Source organism: Bacillus sp. R86525, assembly GCF_042466195.1.
Classification (GTDB): domain Bacteria; phylum Bacillota; class Bacilli; order Bacillales; family Bacillaceae_G; genus Bacillus_A; species Bacillus_A nitratireducens.
Genome location: NZ_JAXHPX010000007.1, coordinates 3112717 through 3128666, shown reverse-complemented (window position 1 = coordinate 3128666; position 15950 = coordinate 3112717). Strand labels below are relative to the sequence as shown.

General features: G+C 34.0%; 15 protein-coding genes and 2 pseudogenes. 14 read left to right on the top strand and 3 right to left on the bottom strand.

Annotation, left to right across the window (positions count from 1 at the left end; translation table 11 throughout):
* Nucleotides 1-87: 87 nt before the first annotated feature.
* The 4 genes and pseudogenes from SJY24_RS18620 (at nt 88) to SJY24_RS18605 (ending at nt 2837) form a co-directional block, all read left to right on the top strand.
* On the top strand, nt 88-939 hold the full coding sequence (locus SJY24_RS18620) for a peptidylprolyl isomerase PrsA (protein ID WP_377865774.1): 852 nt from the start codon (nt 88-90) through the stop codon (nt 937-939).
* A 459-nt stretch (nt 940-1398) separates the two neighbouring features.
* A complete protein-coding gene (locus SJY24_RS18615) occupies nt 1399-1620 on the top strand; it encodes a hypothetical protein (protein ID WP_000864200.1) in 222 nt (73 codons plus the stop codon).
* A 275-nt stretch (nt 1621-1895) separates the two neighbouring features.
* Nucleotides 1896-2135: pseudogene (locus tag SJY24_RS18610) on the top strand (hypothetical protein); the annotation flags it as partial.
* A gap of 366 nt (nt 2136-2501) precedes the next feature.
* Entirely contained in the window at nt 2502-2837 is a 336-nt protein-coding gene (locus SJY24_RS18605) for a YolD-like family protein (protein ID WP_377865772.1), read from the top strand.
* Nucleotides 2838-3156: 319 nt separating this feature from the next.
* Here SJY24_RS18605 and gerPF read toward each other — a convergent pair whose 3' ends face one another.
* A complete protein-coding gene (gene gerPF / locus SJY24_RS18600) occupies nt 3157-3372 on the bottom strand; it encodes a spore germination protein GerPF (protein WP_001141569.1) in 216 nt (71 codons plus the stop codon).
* Between the two features lie 212 nt (nt 3373-3584).
* Between gerPF and SJY24_RS18595 the strand changes: the two genes are divergently transcribed.
* The 4 genes from SJY24_RS18595 (at nt 3585) to SJY24_RS18580 (ending at nt 6405) form a co-directional block, all read left to right on the top strand.
* Nucleotides 3585-3932, top strand: coding sequence for a hypothetical protein (locus SJY24_RS18595; RefSeq protein WP_377865771.1), 348 nt, complete (start codon nt 3585-3587; stop codon nt 3930-3932).
* A gap of 321 nt (nt 3933-4253) precedes the next feature.
* Nucleotides 4254-4961, top strand: coding sequence for an SDR family oxidoreductase (locus tag SJY24_RS18590; RefSeq protein ID WP_377865770.1), 708 nt, complete (start codon nt 4254-4256; stop codon nt 4959-4961).
* A 253-nt stretch (nt 4962-5214) separates the two neighbouring features.
* Nucleotides 5215-5898: a DUF6944 family repetitive protein gene (locus SJY24_RS18585; protein WP_377865769.1), complete on the top strand. Its 684-nt coding sequence runs from the start codon at nt 5215-5217 to the stop codon at nt 5896-5898.
* Between the two features lie 300 nt (nt 5899-6198).
* On the top strand, nt 6199-6405 hold the full coding sequence (locus SJY24_RS18580; protein WP_000990221.1) for a YqaE/Pmp3 family membrane protein: 207 nt from the start codon (nt 6199-6201) through the stop codon (nt 6403-6405).
* Between the two features lie 77 nt (nt 6406-6482).
* On the opposite strand, the gene SJY24_RS18575 is transcribed toward SJY24_RS18580, so the two are convergent.
* Nucleotides 6483-6689 (bottom strand): KTSC domain-containing protein, encoded by a 207-nt coding sequence (locus SJY24_RS18575; protein ID WP_000777813.1) that lies wholly within the window; start codon nt 6687-6689, stop codon nt 6483-6485.
* A 471-nt stretch (nt 6690-7160) separates the two neighbouring features.
* Here SJY24_RS18575 and SJY24_RS18570 point away from each other — a divergent pair, with 471 nt between their 5' ends.
* Complete coding sequence (locus tag SJY24_RS18570; RefSeq protein WP_377865768.1) at nt 7161-9662, top strand: PBP1A family penicillin-binding protein; 2502 nt, start codon at nt 7161-7163, stop codon at nt 9660-9662.
* An 82-nt stretch (nt 9663-9744) separates the two neighbouring features.
* Here the strand turns inward: SJY24_RS18570 and SJY24_RS18565 are convergent, their stop codons facing one another.
* A complete protein-coding gene (locus SJY24_RS18565) occupies nt 9745-10023 on the bottom strand; it encodes a hypothetical protein (RefSeq protein ID WP_002085760.1) in 279 nt (92 codons plus the stop codon).
* 235 nt (nt 10024-10258) lie between these two features.
* On the opposite strand from SJY24_RS18565, the gene SJY24_RS18560 reads away from it, so the two are divergent.
* The 5 genes and pseudogenes from SJY24_RS18560 (at nt 10259) to prpB (ending at nt 15819) form a co-directional block, all read left to right on the top strand.
* Entirely contained in the window at nt 10259-11404 is a 1146-nt protein-coding gene (locus SJY24_RS18560) for an MFS transporter (RefSeq protein ID WP_016094095.1), read from the top strand.
* 224 nt (nt 11405-11628) lie between these two features.
* A pseudogene (locus SJY24_RS18555) lies at nt 11629-11822 on the top strand (HesB/YadR/YfhF family protein); the annotation flags it as partial.
* Between the two features lie 413 nt (nt 11823-12235).
* Nucleotides 12236-13357 (top strand): citrate synthase, encoded by a 1122-nt coding sequence (gene mmgD / locus SJY24_RS18550; protein WP_377865767.1) that lies wholly within the window; start codon nt 12236-12238, stop codon nt 13355-13357.
* 98 nt (nt 13358-13455) lie between these two features.
* Nucleotides 13456-14892, top strand: coding sequence for a 2-methylcitrate dehydratase (gene prpD, locus SJY24_RS18545; protein ID WP_377865766.1), 1437 nt, complete (start codon nt 13456-13458; stop codon nt 14890-14892).
* Between the two features lie 18 nt (nt 14893-14910).
* Nucleotides 14911-15819 (top strand): methylisocitrate lyase, encoded by a 909-nt coding sequence (gene prpB, locus SJY24_RS18540; protein WP_377865765.1) that lies wholly within the window; start codon nt 14911-14913, stop codon nt 15817-15819.
* Nucleotides 15820-15950 lie beyond the last annotated feature (131 nt).

Genomic DNA, 15950 nt, shown 5'->3' with positions numbered 1-15950 from the left:
GAAGAGAAATACTTGCGGAAAACACATTAATTTCACAATAGCGCTGTATAGTTCCTAATATACAATTATCAAAGTGAGGTATTTGAATTGAAAAAGAATAAGCTATTTATGGGAACTATTATTACATGTGTGGCGCTAGCATTGTCTGCGTGTGGTTCCTCAGAAAATGTTGCAACATCAAAAGTAGGAAACGTGACAGAGAAAGAGTTAAGTAAAGAATTAAGGCAAACATATGGAAAAAATACTTTATCTCAAATGATGTTAAATAAGGCATTGCTAGATAAATATAAAGTTTCAGATGAAGAAGCTAAAAAACAAGTAGACGCAGCGAAGGAACAAATGGGTGACAAGTTTGAAGTGGCTTTAGAGCAAGTAGGGTTAAAAAATGAAGATGAACTAAAAGAGAAAATGAAGCCAGAAATTGCACTTGAGAAAGCGATTAGAGCGACTGTCACAGATAAAGATGTGAAAGATAACCATAAACCTGAAATGAAGGTAAGTCACATTTTAGTGAAAGATGAAAAAACTGCGAAAGAAGTAAAAGAGAAAATAAATAATGGTGAAGATTTTACTGCTTTAGCGAAACAATATTCGGAAGATACTGGTTCAAAGGAACAGGGCGGAGAAATAGCTGGTTTTGCTCCTGGTCAAACTGCGAAAGAGTTTGAGGAAGCTGCGTATAAATTAGATGCAGGACAAGTAAGTGAACCGATAAAAACATCTTATGGTTATCATATAATAAAAGTGACAGATAAAAAAGAATTGAAACCATTTGATGAAGTAAAAGATACGATTCGAAAAGATTTAGAACAACAAAGACTGCAAGATGCGACAGGTAAATGGAAACAACAAGTAATCAATGATCTATTGAAAGAAGCAGATATTAAAGTAACAGATAAAGAATTTAAAGATACATTTAAATTCTTAAATGAGAAATAAGGTTTAGAAGAAAAACAGAGGTTTAGCATAATGCTATATTTCTGTTTTTTATTTTCAATAGAAAAGGGAACTCATATAGAGTTCCCTTTTCGCGTTAGTGTGTGAGTTATAAATAGATAGTAAGACAATACAATATTACATTTAAATATTAAGAATTACAATGGGAAAATTTGGATATATATAAAAGGAATAAGCAATTTAATTCGCAAAATGTTGAAATGATAATGTTTTAGTTAATTAATTTTGTTAAATATAAACTAAATATACTTTATGTATTTTCTTAGAGAATGAATAGAAGACATAATTTAAAGAATGATACATACCATATTATCGGAGAGTAAATTGACTTTATATGAAATGTAGAACACTTTTTGTTGCAAAAAGTGTTCTACATTATGATTTTAATAATTTTAGATTTATTAAATTATTAAATTATTAAATTAACTTGGAGGAGAATATATGAAAGTTATTTTCAAAAGAGAAGGTGGAGGGAAAATTTTCGAATCAGCTAATGAAAATATAAGTATTCTACTAGATGTATTAAAAGAAACAAAAGGGATAAAAATTGGGATGATTGAGTATGAAGTATTAGAATATAAACTGGAATATTATCGGAATCCGAAAAAAACAGAAACAGAGAGAGAATTACATATTATTATGCAACCTAAACTTAATCAATAGAGAAAGTAAAGTAATGAAATGATTAGTTTTGACTTTGTTCGTCCTTACTGATTCAGGATCAATGAAATAATTTGTCGAAATGTATGAAACTTATAAAGAATGTGTTGTTTTACATTCTTTATAAGTTTCGAAAGTTTTGTGAGTTTCGTTCATAATAAAAGTATATGCTTATGTCGATGGATGGTTAATGAATAGTAAAACTAAAACTTCTTTTATCTATGCAGGAAATGAATGTATAAATGAATAAATGTATTTATGAAGTATCATCAGGATAGGGAATTGAACTAGTTGCGTGGCAAAGCTTAAAAGAGAAGGAAGAAGCTCAAAATAAACTTTTAACTTTATGCTCAATTATGGAAGAGTATTTAAAAGAAGGGGAATACTTTGAATTATTTAGTTGTTGGGTTGGTGATGAAGATCAGGAAAAAGTTGGGGAATTAAACTTGAAAATAAATCATTTGGATGTAGCTGAAATTTGTATTCCAGAAAGAACGTTAGTTAGGATAGAAAAGTAGAAATATAAAAGCGACTCCACGCATTGGGTGGAGTCGCTTTTATTGTTGCTACACGTATTCTATGATGCGATGGGAAGTGCAAAGAAAATTGATTAATAATAGGGAGTAATTAATGAGTATGAATAAACTTCATAGATTAAAGTTACATTTTGTTTGAAAAATTTACATGTTGCACTTCCGAAAGAACGTTCGTTCGTGTATAATAAGAACAAGCGTTCTTTCGGAGTGGAGATTTATACAAATTCATAAATAGTTTTGAATTGGAAAGCCACGCTACATATTAAATAAGAGATGGATAAAGTGTATTTAGAAGTGAAATTTCTATTTTGTGAATGGATAGATAAAGAAAATTGAGGAGTAAAGAAAATGAATTATGTAAAGATACAGGAAACAGGAAGAGAGTGGGTTCCGTTTACAGTAATGTCGGAACAATTATTAAGTATGAAAAAAATTATTGGAGAGAAATTAAAAGTCCAAAGACCGCTAATAACGAATGAAGCGAAAGAAAGTATTTCAGATAAGTTATTAACTTCATTATTGTCTGAAGAAGAGATGTTAGTGACATATTTTGAAGAAGGATACATACTTTCAAGTTATATGACAGTGGTTCATATAAATCCTATTCAACAAATTGTAAAATGTACAGATGCATTTTATAAAACATATATATTTTCTGCAATGGACATAATTGATGTAACCTAATAAAAGCTGAATTTTGAAATTTAGCTTTTTTAATTTGTCCAGCTATTGGCGGATAGTTAGATTCACACCTCAAAATTTAGCTGTACGTCAGGCTGCCTGCAAAAGCCCAATTGTTATGGGCTAATAGTCAATGGATAATAGACAAAACCCTTACTATTTTTGAAGAGGTGAAGAATTAAATGAAAAAGCAGCTAGATGCAAACTAGCTGCTTAGCCCCAGGGAAAGGGAGAAAAAGATTGGGCATTCAAAAAATCAACGATAGCTGTTTATCAGCCTGAGTATAGTATAGACAAATTTGAAAATATTATACAGATCTGGTTAGGCTGTACCAACTTGGTTTTGATCTGCTAAATCAGAATCAAATGTATTAGTCGCGCTAACCCCACTAAAAGTGTTCACAACGAAACCAACATTAGATGCGCCAGAACCGTTATAAGCTTTTGTATTCTCTTTTGGAGAAACGTTGTAGAAATCACCTAAGTTGAAAGATCCGTTACTATTTTGTACAACTAAATTCCCAACAACTGAGGGCATAATTGTCACCTACCTTATAAGTAATTGTTTGCACTACTATATGAAGGTATAGTCTAATTGGTTCATTTGACAAATATTGTGGGATAGGAAAACGTTTGAAGCTTTATTTAATCAATTTAGCAAAAAGTATGTTAAAATTAATGAAGAGTTGAATTTTATAAAGTGTAAATTCTAATAATTAATATATATGGAATTAAAGGAGGCAAAATGTAATGGATAATGTTATAAAAACAGTAGATTTAACAGATGCAGAATCAAGTAAACTTGTTGCTTTTATTTGTAGTAATGATGTTACATTGATCGAAAAAGCATTTTGTCCTAATGAAATAAAATTAAAGTTTAATGAAATAGCGATTTTATCGGCAATTAAAACAGCATATATTACGAAAGTATCTATAAGGAAAGAACTTGAAGCAATTTTTCACGATACAGGCGTTTTATTAGTGAAGCAAAATATTGAAAGGAATAGTATTCAATCTATAACAATGCATTTTGAACAATTTAAAAAGTTGCAAAATGAGATTGAGAATTTAAATGAAAGCGTGTTTAAGGCTACGTGAAAATACTTGGATAAAGGTGGACCATGTTATGTTGAAAATGTGGATTGAAAAGTATTTGGATAAATCGAACCGTAAACATAAATATAAATATACTTTCATCAATGTGTAACCTATATTTATTGATATGAGAAATGTAGGAAAGAGCAGATACAATTTAAAAATAATAAAGATACAAACAAAAAGAGTAACTATGATGGTTACTCTTTTTATTTGTAAAATGTAATATCAAAAATACTTCTAAAGTATGAAATGAATTGATACTTTAGTAAGAATTTGAATAAGAATAAAAAGAGTAATATTAATTGAAAGGAGGAGATGAAGTTGGAGCGAAACGACATTGAAAAACTTGTAATTATTACTGGAGTAACGCAAGGGTTAGGACGTGCATTGGTTGATAGGTTTCATGAATTGGGATGGAATATAGTAGGGTGTGGACGCTCAAAAAATAAAATTGAAGAGCTTAATAAATATTACGGTGCTTCACATGATTTTCAAGTAATTGATGTTTCAAATCATCACCAAGTTAGTAAATGGGCAAGTTGTATTCTTAATAAGTATAGGGCTCCTGATATGTTAATAAATAATGCATCGATTGTTAATCAAAACGCACCGTTATGGAAAGTTACCGCTCAAGAATTTGAAAGTGTAATGAGTGTAAATGTGAACGGGGTAGTAAATGTCATTAGGGCGTTCGTCCCGGCAATGATAGCTAGAAAAGAAGGGATTATTATTAATATAAGCTCTAGTTGGGGAAGAGAAGGTGAGGCTGAACTTGCGCCATATTGTGCTTCAAAGTTTGCTATTGAAGGTATCACGCAGTCCATGGCAATGGAACTGCCAAATGGCATGGCCGTAGTTGCTTTAGATCCAGGTGGAAGTATTAGCACTCCAATGCTTCACTTATGTGCACCTCAATATGTAAAAGAATCTCCTACACCTGAAATGTGGTCACATAAAGCAATTCGTTATATATTGAATATATCAATAGATAAAAACGGTGACTCGTTGACATGTCCGGTATGCATTTAATTTTCAGATAGGTATTAAATGTGATATGCACATTTTTGAAGGACAAGCATATATTGAATTGTGTAGAAAGCATTTGCAAATTAGACATTTATCGAGAAAGCCCTTGTCAAAAAGAGCACCTGAAAGGTGCTCTTTTGTATTCTTAGTACATTATGTGATGCACAAAATTACATATGAAAAATAAAATAATGAATTAAAGGTGATATTTGTTTGTTTTGAATGTACTAGAAAATTTAAATATAGGTGATGGGAAATGAACCTACGCGATTTAGAATTGACAGGGGCCTGGTTTCAAGTAGGAGGAAATCTTATAGCAGCAATTGGAACAACTAGAGGGTTTGCAGGGGAAGAAAAGATTGAGTCGGATCTTGTTATTGTAGGGAGTTCATTACAAGCTCTCGGATATATATTACAAATTATAGCAACTAATGATGCGAAAGATGAAGATAAATGTGAGAAGCAAGAGGTAACTATAGATAATAAAAATAAAGCGCTAGCGAAAACGGGGATTGAGTTATTAGCTTTAGGCAATATTTCAAATGTAATAGGAACGTATTTTAATCTCAATGAACAAATGAAAGAAAATGATTTCCTTATAATTACTGGAAATAGTTTGCAATCAATTGGCGCTTTTTTAGGAGTAGAAGTAGCATTGAATGAGATAAATGGAATACAGTGGATTATCGTATTAGGGAATTCAATGCAAAGTTTAGGTGCGGGGTTACAAGCATATCAAGGTATTCAAAATATATCAAAAGAAGAAAATGGAAACGAAGACGAAGACGAAGACGAAGACGAAGACAGTAATATAGATAAAGAAGATCAACGTATAATAGGGCTAATAGGTATTTGGATACAGGCAATAGGTACTGTAATTTCAGCAATTGGATTAACCGAAATAGTAGAGGAACAACGATTGGAATCTAAGAAAAGGTGATGAAATACTCATTTCAATGAATTTTGGAGTATTTCAATTTTAGAAGTAGGACAAGATGGATGTGTTAATTCTTTTTGTAGGCTTTTTCATATAGGTGTAGAATATACATATAAACGAACAAGTGAAAATAACTTGTTAACGTTAGTGAGATGCTCCTCATTTAGTTATACTATTATATGTGATTTTTGTAATGATGAGTTCTTATATATTCTTTTAGAAATAAAATAATTTCATAGGTTTGATAGTGTAGGAGATGGATGGGCAAGAATTGAAAAATAAACATTAAGGAGTTTTTTAGACATGATGTACTTATTAGCAATTCTACTTCCGCCGGTAGCTGTTTTATTTTGCGGAAAGCCGTTTCAAGCTATAATTAATTTCATTTTAACCTTAATTTTTTGGGTTCCAGGAGCGATACACGCAGTTCTTGTCGTACATGATAAAAAAGCCGACAGGCGACTTAAAAGACAAATTCAAGCGTACGATGAAATTAATAAAAGAAGATAGAAGATAAATTGCGAGTGAAAACATACAAAAAAGAAAGGGAATTTGATTCGCCTTTCTTTTTTGTATGCCAATCGAGTTTAAATTTTAGTGTAGCGGTAAGAATTTTTAATATAGGTATTATGATAATAACTTTTAGAGTGTGCGTTTAATAAACCGGTGTAAATGCTTTCTGGTACATTAAAGAAATCATACATACCATTCTTCAGTTGAATACGTAAAATCATCGAAAAAGGATTATAGCCAACAGCAACTATATTTTTTGAGATAACGGGAGAGAGCTTCATCAATACGCAACTCCTTACTTTTCATTTTAGATGTTTTTTTCTAGATAAGGGGATTGTCGTGTTGAAATCCTAATAATTAAAGAGGTATTATATTTATATGCGATATATCAAATGTTCTTTATACGTAATTATAAGGAAGTTCACACGAAGTACATATCGTTGTGCTATTTTTATTTCACCTTTGATTTATAAATAAGAAAATATTGACCATTTGAAAAAAAGGTATATTATTTATACGAGGTATTAAAAATTCACTTCTTACATTCTATGCTTTAAGGGGCAGCATTATTAGAAAAAATAGAAGTGAAAATAGTTTGTATAAGAGAAGTATTCTAAAATTTATAATCTGTGAATTGGGAAAATATTGAATGCTCCAGGTCAATATACTTTCTTGACTAAATGTATTTGTGAAAGTGACCTCAATATTTTTAAGTAAATCAACGGGAGAATTGAAAGGCAGGAGAAAGTAACATGTCAGAAAATTATCGTTCTCGAGAGGAGCGAAGACAAGTTCAAAAGAAAAAACAGCCAGCTTCTAAAAAAACAAAACCAAAAGGTAAAACATCGTTTTTCCGTAAATTTTTAATTAGTTGTTTACTACTTGGTATTGTAGGTTTAGTGGCAGGGGTGGCTACCTTTTTCGTTATGATAAAGGATGCGCCGAAACTTGAGAAAGCAAAACTTGTTAATCCGTTATCCTCAAAAATTTATGATAAAGACGGGAATTTGGTATATGAATATGGAAAAGAAAAGCGGACGAATGTTACGTATGATCAAATCCCTAAATTGGTAGAAAATGCATTTTTAGCGACGGAAGATGCACGTTTTTATGAGCATAGTGGAGTAGACTTTAAAGGTACTGCACGTGCGGTTTTAGTCAGCCTTAAAGGAGATTATGGCTCTCAAGGTGGAAGTACGATAACGCAGCAAGTTATTAAAAATTACTTCTTATCGATGGAAAAAACGTCAAAACGTAAAGTTCAGGAAATATATTTAGCGTATAAGCTAGAACAACAATATTCAAAGCATGAAATATTAGAGATGTATTTAAATAAAATTAATTTAGGTAACCGTTCATATGGAATCGCAACAGCAGCACAAAACTACTATGGTAAGGAATTAAAAGATTTAACTTTACCAGAAGTTGCGATGCTAGCTGGTTTACCGAAAGCGCCGAATAACTATGATCCATCGAAACCAGAAAATGTTCAAAGGGCAACAGAAAGAAGAAATACTGTACTAGGATTAATGAATCGACATGGTTATATTACAAAGGCAGAAATGGAAGAAGCATCGAAAGTACCAGTGGATAAAAATATTAAGAGTGCAGCTGAACTACAAGCGATGCCACATACTGCATTTATGGATGCAGTAGTGAAAGAAGTAGAAAAGGAAATACCAGATGTTAATATTGGATCTGATGGTTTAGAAATTTATACAACATTGGATCCAAAAGCACAGAAATTAGCTGATAATATTTTGAATACAAATATTATTAATTATCCAAATGATAAATTCCAAGGTGCTTTCACATTTATGGATACGAAAACTGGAGAAGTTCGCGCTATAGGTAGTGGGCGCGGTGAAAATAAAGCAGTATTTAAAGGGCATAATATGGCGATTGAATTAGATCGTGCAGCTGGTTCAACGATGAAACCAATTTTTGATTACGCTCCTGCAATTGAATATTTAAAATGGGCTACTTATCATCAAATTGATGACTCTCCATTTAAGTATTCAACTGGCCAAGAAGTTAGAAATGCAGATAGAAGTCATTTAGGGCCAATCTCAATGCGTGAAGCACTAACAAAGTCACGTAATATCCCAGCTATTAAAACAGCTAAAGAGGTAGGTATTAGTAAATCGAAAGAGTTCTCTGAGAAATTAGGTATTACATTTAATGTAGCACCGACAGAATCAACAGCGATCGGTACAAATGAAGCGTCACCAACTGAAATTGCAGGTGCTTATGCGGCATTTGGGAATGACGGTAAGTATACGAAGCCGCATTTTGTTAAGAAAGTAGTTTATCCAGACGGCAAGTCACAAAGTTTTGGACAAAAACCAAAATCAGTTATGGCGGATTCTACAGCATATATGATTACTGATATGCTTCGTTCTGTAGTTACATCAGGTACTGGTACATCGGCAAATGTGGCCTCTTTAGATGTAGCTGGTAAAACAGGTACAACTAACTATTCTTCAAAACAACTAGCACAATATGGAATTCCAGAAAGTGCAACTCGTGATAGTTGGTTTGCAGGATATACACCGCAATATACGATGGCAGTATGGACTGGATATACGAAAGATGGTAAAGACGAGTATATTAGTAGTAAAAATACGAAAATTGCACAGTTGATCTTTAAAGAAATGATGAGCGAGATGGCTACAGATAAATCACGCTTTAAAATGCCAAGTAGTGTTATTCAAGAAGGTAGTGAATTGCGTATAAAAGGTGAAAAACGTGATTCATCTCCAAATACTAGCGTACCGGATACAACGGAACAACCAAAACAAGATCAACAGCAAAAAACTGAAGAAGAGAAAAATCAAGAGGAATTAAAGAAACAGGAAGAACTTAAGAAACAAGAAGAGCAAAAGAAACAAGATGAACTTAAGAAGCAAGAAGAGCAAAAGAAACAAGATGAACAGAATAAGCAAAATGAACAAAACAATGGAAATGGTCAAGGAACTCCAAATCCACCAACTAATGGAGGTGGCCAAGGAACTCCAAATCCACCAACCACTGGAGGTGGCCAAGGAACTCCAAATCCACCAACCACTGGAGGTGGTCAAGGAACTCCAAATCCGCCAACCACTGGAGGTGACCAAGGAACTCCAAATCCACCAACCACTGGAGGTGGCCAAGGAACTCCAAATCCACCAACCACTGGAGGTGGCCAAGAAACTCCAACCCCACCAACTACGGGCGGGAACACAGGAGAGGCTCCTTCCAATAATGGACAATAAATAATGCATTTTAAAAGCACCGAAGGTACCGGGAAAAACGGTTTCTTTGGTGCTTTTTGTATTATAAAGAGTAATATTATTTTTAAATATTAAAAGTACCATAGAAATTTTGAAAGTAAATTGATGGGAAATGATAAAAAATTTGAGTTGGCGGTATTGGATAACTAGGGCCATAAAAAGTAGTACTACTCGGGTGTGTACCATGATGCCAAAATGAAGGGGTGACTTGGTCAGTCGATTGATATTGTTGCCAAGCGGCAGGAAGTTCGATACCAACATCAGAACTAGCTGTATGAACGACAGGAACATGTATTGAGGGAGCTGATGGGACAACGGCGGTTATTCTTGGTGATACCCACATGAAAACGATCACTCCTAAGTTTAATAATAAAATAGTATATTCTTCTAAAACATATAAAGGTACATATATAGGTTTTTTGCTTAAAACATAGGCATAAAGTCGTAAGACCAACTTAAATTGATGGTAGACCATTTATTATGAAAAGATACGTCTATTAGCGGAGGGCAAGGGAACATGAAAAATATACAATTGATGTGTTGATTGTAATATTTTACGTGTTTATGGAGGGATTTTAATGGAACGATTATGGACGAAATCATTTATACAAATGACTATCGCGATGTTATTTTTATTTACGGGGTTTTATTTACTTGTTCCAACGCTCCCGCTCTTTATTAAAGAGATTGGTGGAAATGAATCGCAAGTTGGACTGATGATGGGAATGTTTACAATAGCAGCAGTTGTAATACGGCCGATTATTGGAGGTATGTTAGATCAATATGGTAGAAGATCTTTTATTATTTTCGGACTCATATTTTTTGGGATAACGATGTATTCGTATAATTTAGCATCGACTATTGTCCTTTTAGCTGTTTTACGCGTTATTCACGGAGTGACGTGGGCTGTTTCTACAACAGCAGTTGGAACAGCGATAACTGATATTATTCCAGATTCACGTCGTGGTGAAGGGATGGGCTGGTATGGCATGGCGATGACAATCGCGATGGCAATTGGCCCAATGATTGGATTATGGGTTGTACAAAATTATTCATTTCATGGTCTATTCTTGTTAGCAACTCTTTTATCCTTTATGGCAGTCGTATTATCGTTAATAACGAAAATGCCATTCACGCCACAAAAAGAAAAAGGGAAAATTCAGCTGTTTGAAAAATCCGTTTTATCAATAACGGTTGTTGTTTTCTTTTTATCATTTGCATATGGAGGAATAACAACATTTTTACCGTTATTCGCGTCATCAATTGATGTGAATCCTGGGACATTCTTTCTTGTATATGCAATTGCTTTAACAATTGTACGACCTATTTCAGGAAAACTATTAGATAAGTATGGAGAAGTTTTTATCATACTTCCGGCACTATGTATTACTATTTTAGCGATAGTTGTACTAACGATTTCAAATGGTTTGATAGGTGTAATGATTGCAGCGGCATTATATGGTGTTGGATTCGGTTCAGCACAGCCCGCTTTACAAGCAGCGATGCTGACAATTGTTGATCCTAGTAAAAGAGGAGTTGCTAACGCTTCATTCTTTACCGCTTTTGATTTAGGGATTGGATTAGGTGCGATTTTACTTGGAGTTGTTTCACAAATGTTTGGTTACCGTATTTTATTCGCAGGTAGTGCAATTTCAGGATTAATAGCTTTAATTATATTTGTCATTTTTGTAAAACAGCGATTAGGCAAAAAAGATTTTGCGTAAACAGGAAGAGCGAAGATGAAAATTTCAATTGAACATGACGCTCGACGATGCTTTAAGGAAGAATTGCGTATAAAGCATGATGAATCTATTTGATTTATCCCGCTATTTGCGGGCAGTAAGACTCCACCTCAAAATCTGGCGGGAGATCAACTGCCCTAAACGCCTGATTGGTACGGCCTAATAATCAGTGGGGGATGAACACCCCCCACTGATTAAAGTTTCACTTTATTGTAAGATACGGAGGGAGTAGCTCAATTCATCCAGGATATTTTTTAGGAATTGTTTCTGAGAAACCAGTTCGGGAAATAGTGCCAGTTGAGAAAGACGGTATTTTATTTTTATAGATTTTGATAATCTTTCGTACTTTCAAAACTATGATTTAGTTGTCAGCTATCGTAAAGAAACGGAAGAAATTTAATTTAATTATGTAAAATAATAACTTTATTAAAAATAAATAAATTTTATATAAGAATTATATTTATAGGAATGTGAAATAAATATTATCAAAAACGAGCTGTGCATGAGTGCGGCTCGTTTTTTTATATTTGTTAAATAAAAAGAGATTAAAGGTATATTTAGTGGGATTATATGGATGATTGTTATATTTCGTTTTAAAAAATCGCAAAAGGATGTCTGTACTTTTTTATGAAATGTGAAAGTTATTTTTGGAAAATTGTATTATTACATCGGTAAAAGTATAGGAAACTTATCATTATAAAATAAATTGAAATCTTCTAAAAACTCTGATACATTGAAATAGAAATGTAGTTTCAAAGTATTGTAAAGGCTTACAGTTATGTGCACGAAGATCTATTAGGATTGGAGGAAATAATGATGAAAGCTGAAGAAAAATTTTCCCCGGGATTAGATGGTGTAGTAGCAGCGGAGACGAAAATTTCGTTTCTTGACACAGTAAAAGGTGAAATTGTAATTCAAGGGTATGATTTAATCGAACTCTCAAAAACAAAAGAGTATTTAGACATTGTGCACCTTTTATTAGAAGAACATTTACCGAATGAAGATGAAAAAGCAACAATTGAAAAGAAATTAAAAGAAGAATATGCAGTGCCAGAAGGTGTATTCAACGTGCTAAAGGCATTGCCAAAGGAAACGCATCCTATGGATGGGTTACGTACAGGTGTGTCTGCATTAGCTGGTTACGATAGTGATATCGAAAACCGCTCGTTAGAAGTGAATAAAAGTCGAGGGTACAAGCTTTTAAGTAAAGTGCCAAATATTGTAGCGAATAGCTATCATATTTTAAATAATGAGGAGCCAATTCAGCCCCTTCAGGAATTGTCATATAGTGCGAATTTCTTCTATATGTTAACTGGAAAAAAACCAACTGAACTTGAGGAAAAGATCTTTGATCGTTCCCTAGTTTTATATAGTGAACATGAAATGCCAAACTCTACATTTACAGCTCGCGTAATTGCATCAACACAATCGGATTTATACGGTGCTCTAACAGGTGCAGTGGCATCTTTAAAAGGAAGCTTACATGGCGGTGCAAATGAAGCGGTTATGTACATGCTTTTAGAAGCTGGAAATGTTGAGAAATTTGAAGAATTATTACAGAAGAAACTTTATAACAAAGAAAAAATTATGGGCTTTGGACACCGTGTTTACATGAAGAAGATGGATCCAAGAGCACTTATGATGAAGGAAGCTTTAAAACAGCTTTGTGATGTAAAAGGTGATTATACACTATATGAAATGTGTGAAGCCGGAGAGAAAATCATGGAGAAAGAAAAAGGAATTTATCCGAATCTTGATTATTACGCAGCTCCAGTATATTGGATGCTTGGTATTCCAATTCAACTTTACACACCAATCTTCTTTAGCTCTAGAACAGTAGGACTATGTGCGCACGTTATTGAGCAACATGCAAATAATCGTTTGTTCCGTCCACGTGTAAATTATATAGGCGAGCGACATGCATTTAGTAAATAAAAACAACTGGGGAGTTGTTAGCGCCGCCCGCCAGATGGGTGTTTGACCGACACCCATCATTAATAATAACGAATTTTCGACAGAAAGGGAAGATTAGCATGATTAAAACAAATGAAATTAAACAAAAAGATGCATTATTAGAAGAAATTACGGATTATGTATTAAATAAAGAGGTTACAAGTACAGAAGCATTCAGTACGGCTCGCTACGTATTACTTGATACGCTTGGCTGCGGTATTTTAGCATTACAATATCCAGAGTGTACGAAATTACTAGGACCAGTTGTACCAGGAACGATCGTACCAAACGGTACACGTGTACCAGGAACATCTTATGTGCTAGATCCAGTAAAAGGTGCATTTAATATCGGATGTATGATCCGTTGGTTAGACTATAACGATACTTGGCTTGCAGCAGAATGGGGACATCCATCTGATAACTTAGGCGGAATTTTAGCAGTAGCAGATTATATTAGCCGCGTTCGTATTGCAGAAGGAAAAGAACCATTAAAAGTACGTGAAGTACTAGAAATGATGATTAAAGCACATGAAATTCAAGGTGTACTTGCTTTAGAAAACAGCTTAAACCGTGTTGGTCTTGACCATGTATTATATGTAAAAGTAGCAACAACTGCTGTAGTTGCGAAAATGCTTGGCGGAACACGTGAAGAAATCTTTAATGCATTATCACATGCGTGGATTGATAATTCTAGTCTTCGTACATATCGTCATGCTCCAAATACTGGCTCACGTAAATCATGGGCAGCTGGTGATGCGACGAGTCGCGGTGTTCATCTTGCAATGACTGCTCTAAAAGGTGAAATGGGTTATCCAACAGCATTATCTGCGCCAGGATGGGGATTCCAAGATGTATTATTTAACAAGCAAGAATTAAAATTAGCTAGACCACTAGAGTCTTATGTAATGGAAAATGTATTATTTAAAGTATCATATCCAGCAGAATTCCATGCACAAACAGCTGCAGAATGTGCGGTGAAATTACATCCGGAAATTAAAGAAAGATTAGATGAAATTGATCGTATTACAATTACAACTCATGAGTCAGCAATTCGTATTATCGATAAAGAAGGTCCATTAAATAACCCAGCTGATCGTGATCATTGTTTACAATACATTACGGCAATTGGTTTATTAAAAGGAGATATCGTTGCGGACGATTATGAAGATGTAGTAGCAAATGATCCACGTGTAGATGAATTACGTAATAAGATGGTTGTTGTTGAAAACAAACAGTACAGTTTAGATTACCTTGACCCGAACAAGCGCTCAATCGCCAGCGCTGTTCAAGTTCACTTTAAAGATGGTACTGTAACAGAAAATGTGGAATGTGAATATCCACTTGGTCACCGTTTCCGTAGAGACGAAGCAATTCCAAAAGTTGTTCAAAAATTCACTGCAAATATGGCAGGTCATTATTCTAGTAAGCAACAAGAACAAATTCATGAAATTTGTTTAAATGAAGAAAAACTAGAAAATATGAATGTAAACGAATTTGTAGATCTATTCTTAATTTAATAATAGGGGGAATTTATAATGGCTTGGGTTGTGAATAAACAGTCAACACAAGAGGAGCTTGCGAATCGCTTCCGAGCTTTAGTAGAAGCAAATGAAATTTTGCAAATTCCAGGTGCTCATGATGCAATGGCGGCTCTTGTTGCGAAAAATACAGGTTTTTCAGCTCTTTATTTATCGGGAGCTGCTTACACTGCAAGTAAAGGGCTACCAGATTTAGGTATCGTGACGTCTACTGAAGTAGCAGAGAGAGCAAGAGATCTAGTTAGAGCTACAGATTTACCAGTTCTTGTTGATATTGATACAGGATTTGGTGGAGTACTAAACGTAGCGAGAACAGCTGTAGAAATGGTAGAAGCAAAAGTAGCGGCTGTTCAAATTGAAGATCAACAATTACCAAAGAAATGTGGACATTTAAATGGTAAGAAACTTGTTACTACAGAAGAATTAGTTCAAAAAATTAAAGCGATTAAAGAAGTTGCGCCAAGTTTATATATTGTAGCACGCACAGATGCTCGCGGCGTGGAAGGATTAGATGCAGCGATTGAAAGAGCGAACGCATATGTTAAAGCAGGTGCAGACGCAATTTTCCCAGAAGCGCTTCAATCGGAAGAAGAATTCCGTTTATTTACTAGCAAAGTGAATGCACCTCTACTAGCAAATATGACTGAGTTCGGGAAAACACCATATTATAGTGCTGAGGAATTTGCGAATATGGGCTTCCACATGGTGATTTATCCAGTAACGTCGCTTCGAGTTGCTGCAAAAGCATATGAGAATGTATTCACGCTAATTAAAGAGACTGGTTCTCAAAAAGATGCACTTTCTAATATGCAAACGAGAAGCGAGCTATATGAAACAATTTCATATCATGACTTTGAAAAATTAGATACTGGAATTGCAAAAACAGTATTATCTGAAGATCAATAGGTAGAAGGACTTAGGCGATGAGAATACATCTTTGGCAAAACGAACTGCTTGATGTGAAAAATCATCGCCTTCTGTTTTCAATAATAAGATATTCCACTCATCGTAGACGAGCATATGCAAAGAGCAATGAA

Excerpts from the sequence above, each read along its gene's own strand:
- SJY24_RS18615 (WP_000864200.1), top strand. The coding sequence starts at position 1,399 with ATGAAAGTTATTTTCAAAAGAGAAGGTGGAGGGAAAATTTTCGAATCA.
- SJY24_RS18605 (WP_377865772.1), top strand. The coding sequence starts at position 2,502 with ATGAATTATGTAAAGATACAGGAAACAGGAAGAGAGTGGGTTCCGTTT.
- gerPF (WP_001141569.1), bottom strand. The coding sequence starts at position 3,372 with ATGCCCTCAGTTGTTGGGAATTTAGTTGTACAAAATAGTAACGGATCT.
- SJY24_RS18595 (WP_377865771.1), top strand. The coding sequence starts at position 3,585 with ATGGATAATGTTATAAAAACAGTAGATTTAACAGATGCAGAATCAAGT.
- SJY24_RS18585 (WP_377865769.1), top strand. The coding sequence starts at position 5,215 with ATGAACCTACGCGATTTAGAATTGACAGGGGCCTGGTTTCAAGTAGGA.
- SJY24_RS18580 (WP_000990221.1), top strand. The coding sequence starts at position 6,199 with ATGATGTACTTATTAGCAATTCTACTTCCGCCGGTAGCTGTTTTATTT.
- SJY24_RS18575 (WP_000777813.1), bottom strand. The coding sequence starts at position 6,689 with ATGAAGCTCTCTCCCGTTATCTCAAAAAATATAGTTGCTGTTGGCTAT.
- SJY24_RS18570 (WP_377865768.1), top strand. The coding sequence starts at position 7,161 with ATGTCAGAAAATTATCGTTCTCGAGAGGAGCGAAGACAAGTTCAAAAG.
- SJY24_RS18565 (WP_002085760.1), bottom strand. The coding sequence starts at position 10,023 with ATGTGGGTATCACCAAGAATAACCGCCGTTGTCCCATCAGCTCCCTCA.
- SJY24_RS18560 (WP_016094095.1), top strand. The coding sequence starts at position 10,259 with ATGGAACGATTATGGACGAAATCATTTATACAAATGACTATCGCGATG.
- mmgD (WP_377865767.1), top strand. The coding sequence starts at position 12,236 with ATGATGAAAGCTGAAGAAAAATTTTCCCCGGGATTAGATGGTGTAGTA.
- prpD (WP_377865766.1), top strand. The coding sequence starts at position 13,456 with ATGATTAAAACAAATGAAATTAAACAAAAAGATGCATTATTAGAAGAA.
- prpB (WP_377865765.1), top strand. The coding sequence starts at position 14,911 with ATGGCTTGGGTTGTGAATAAACAGTCAACACAAGAGGAGCTTGCGAAT.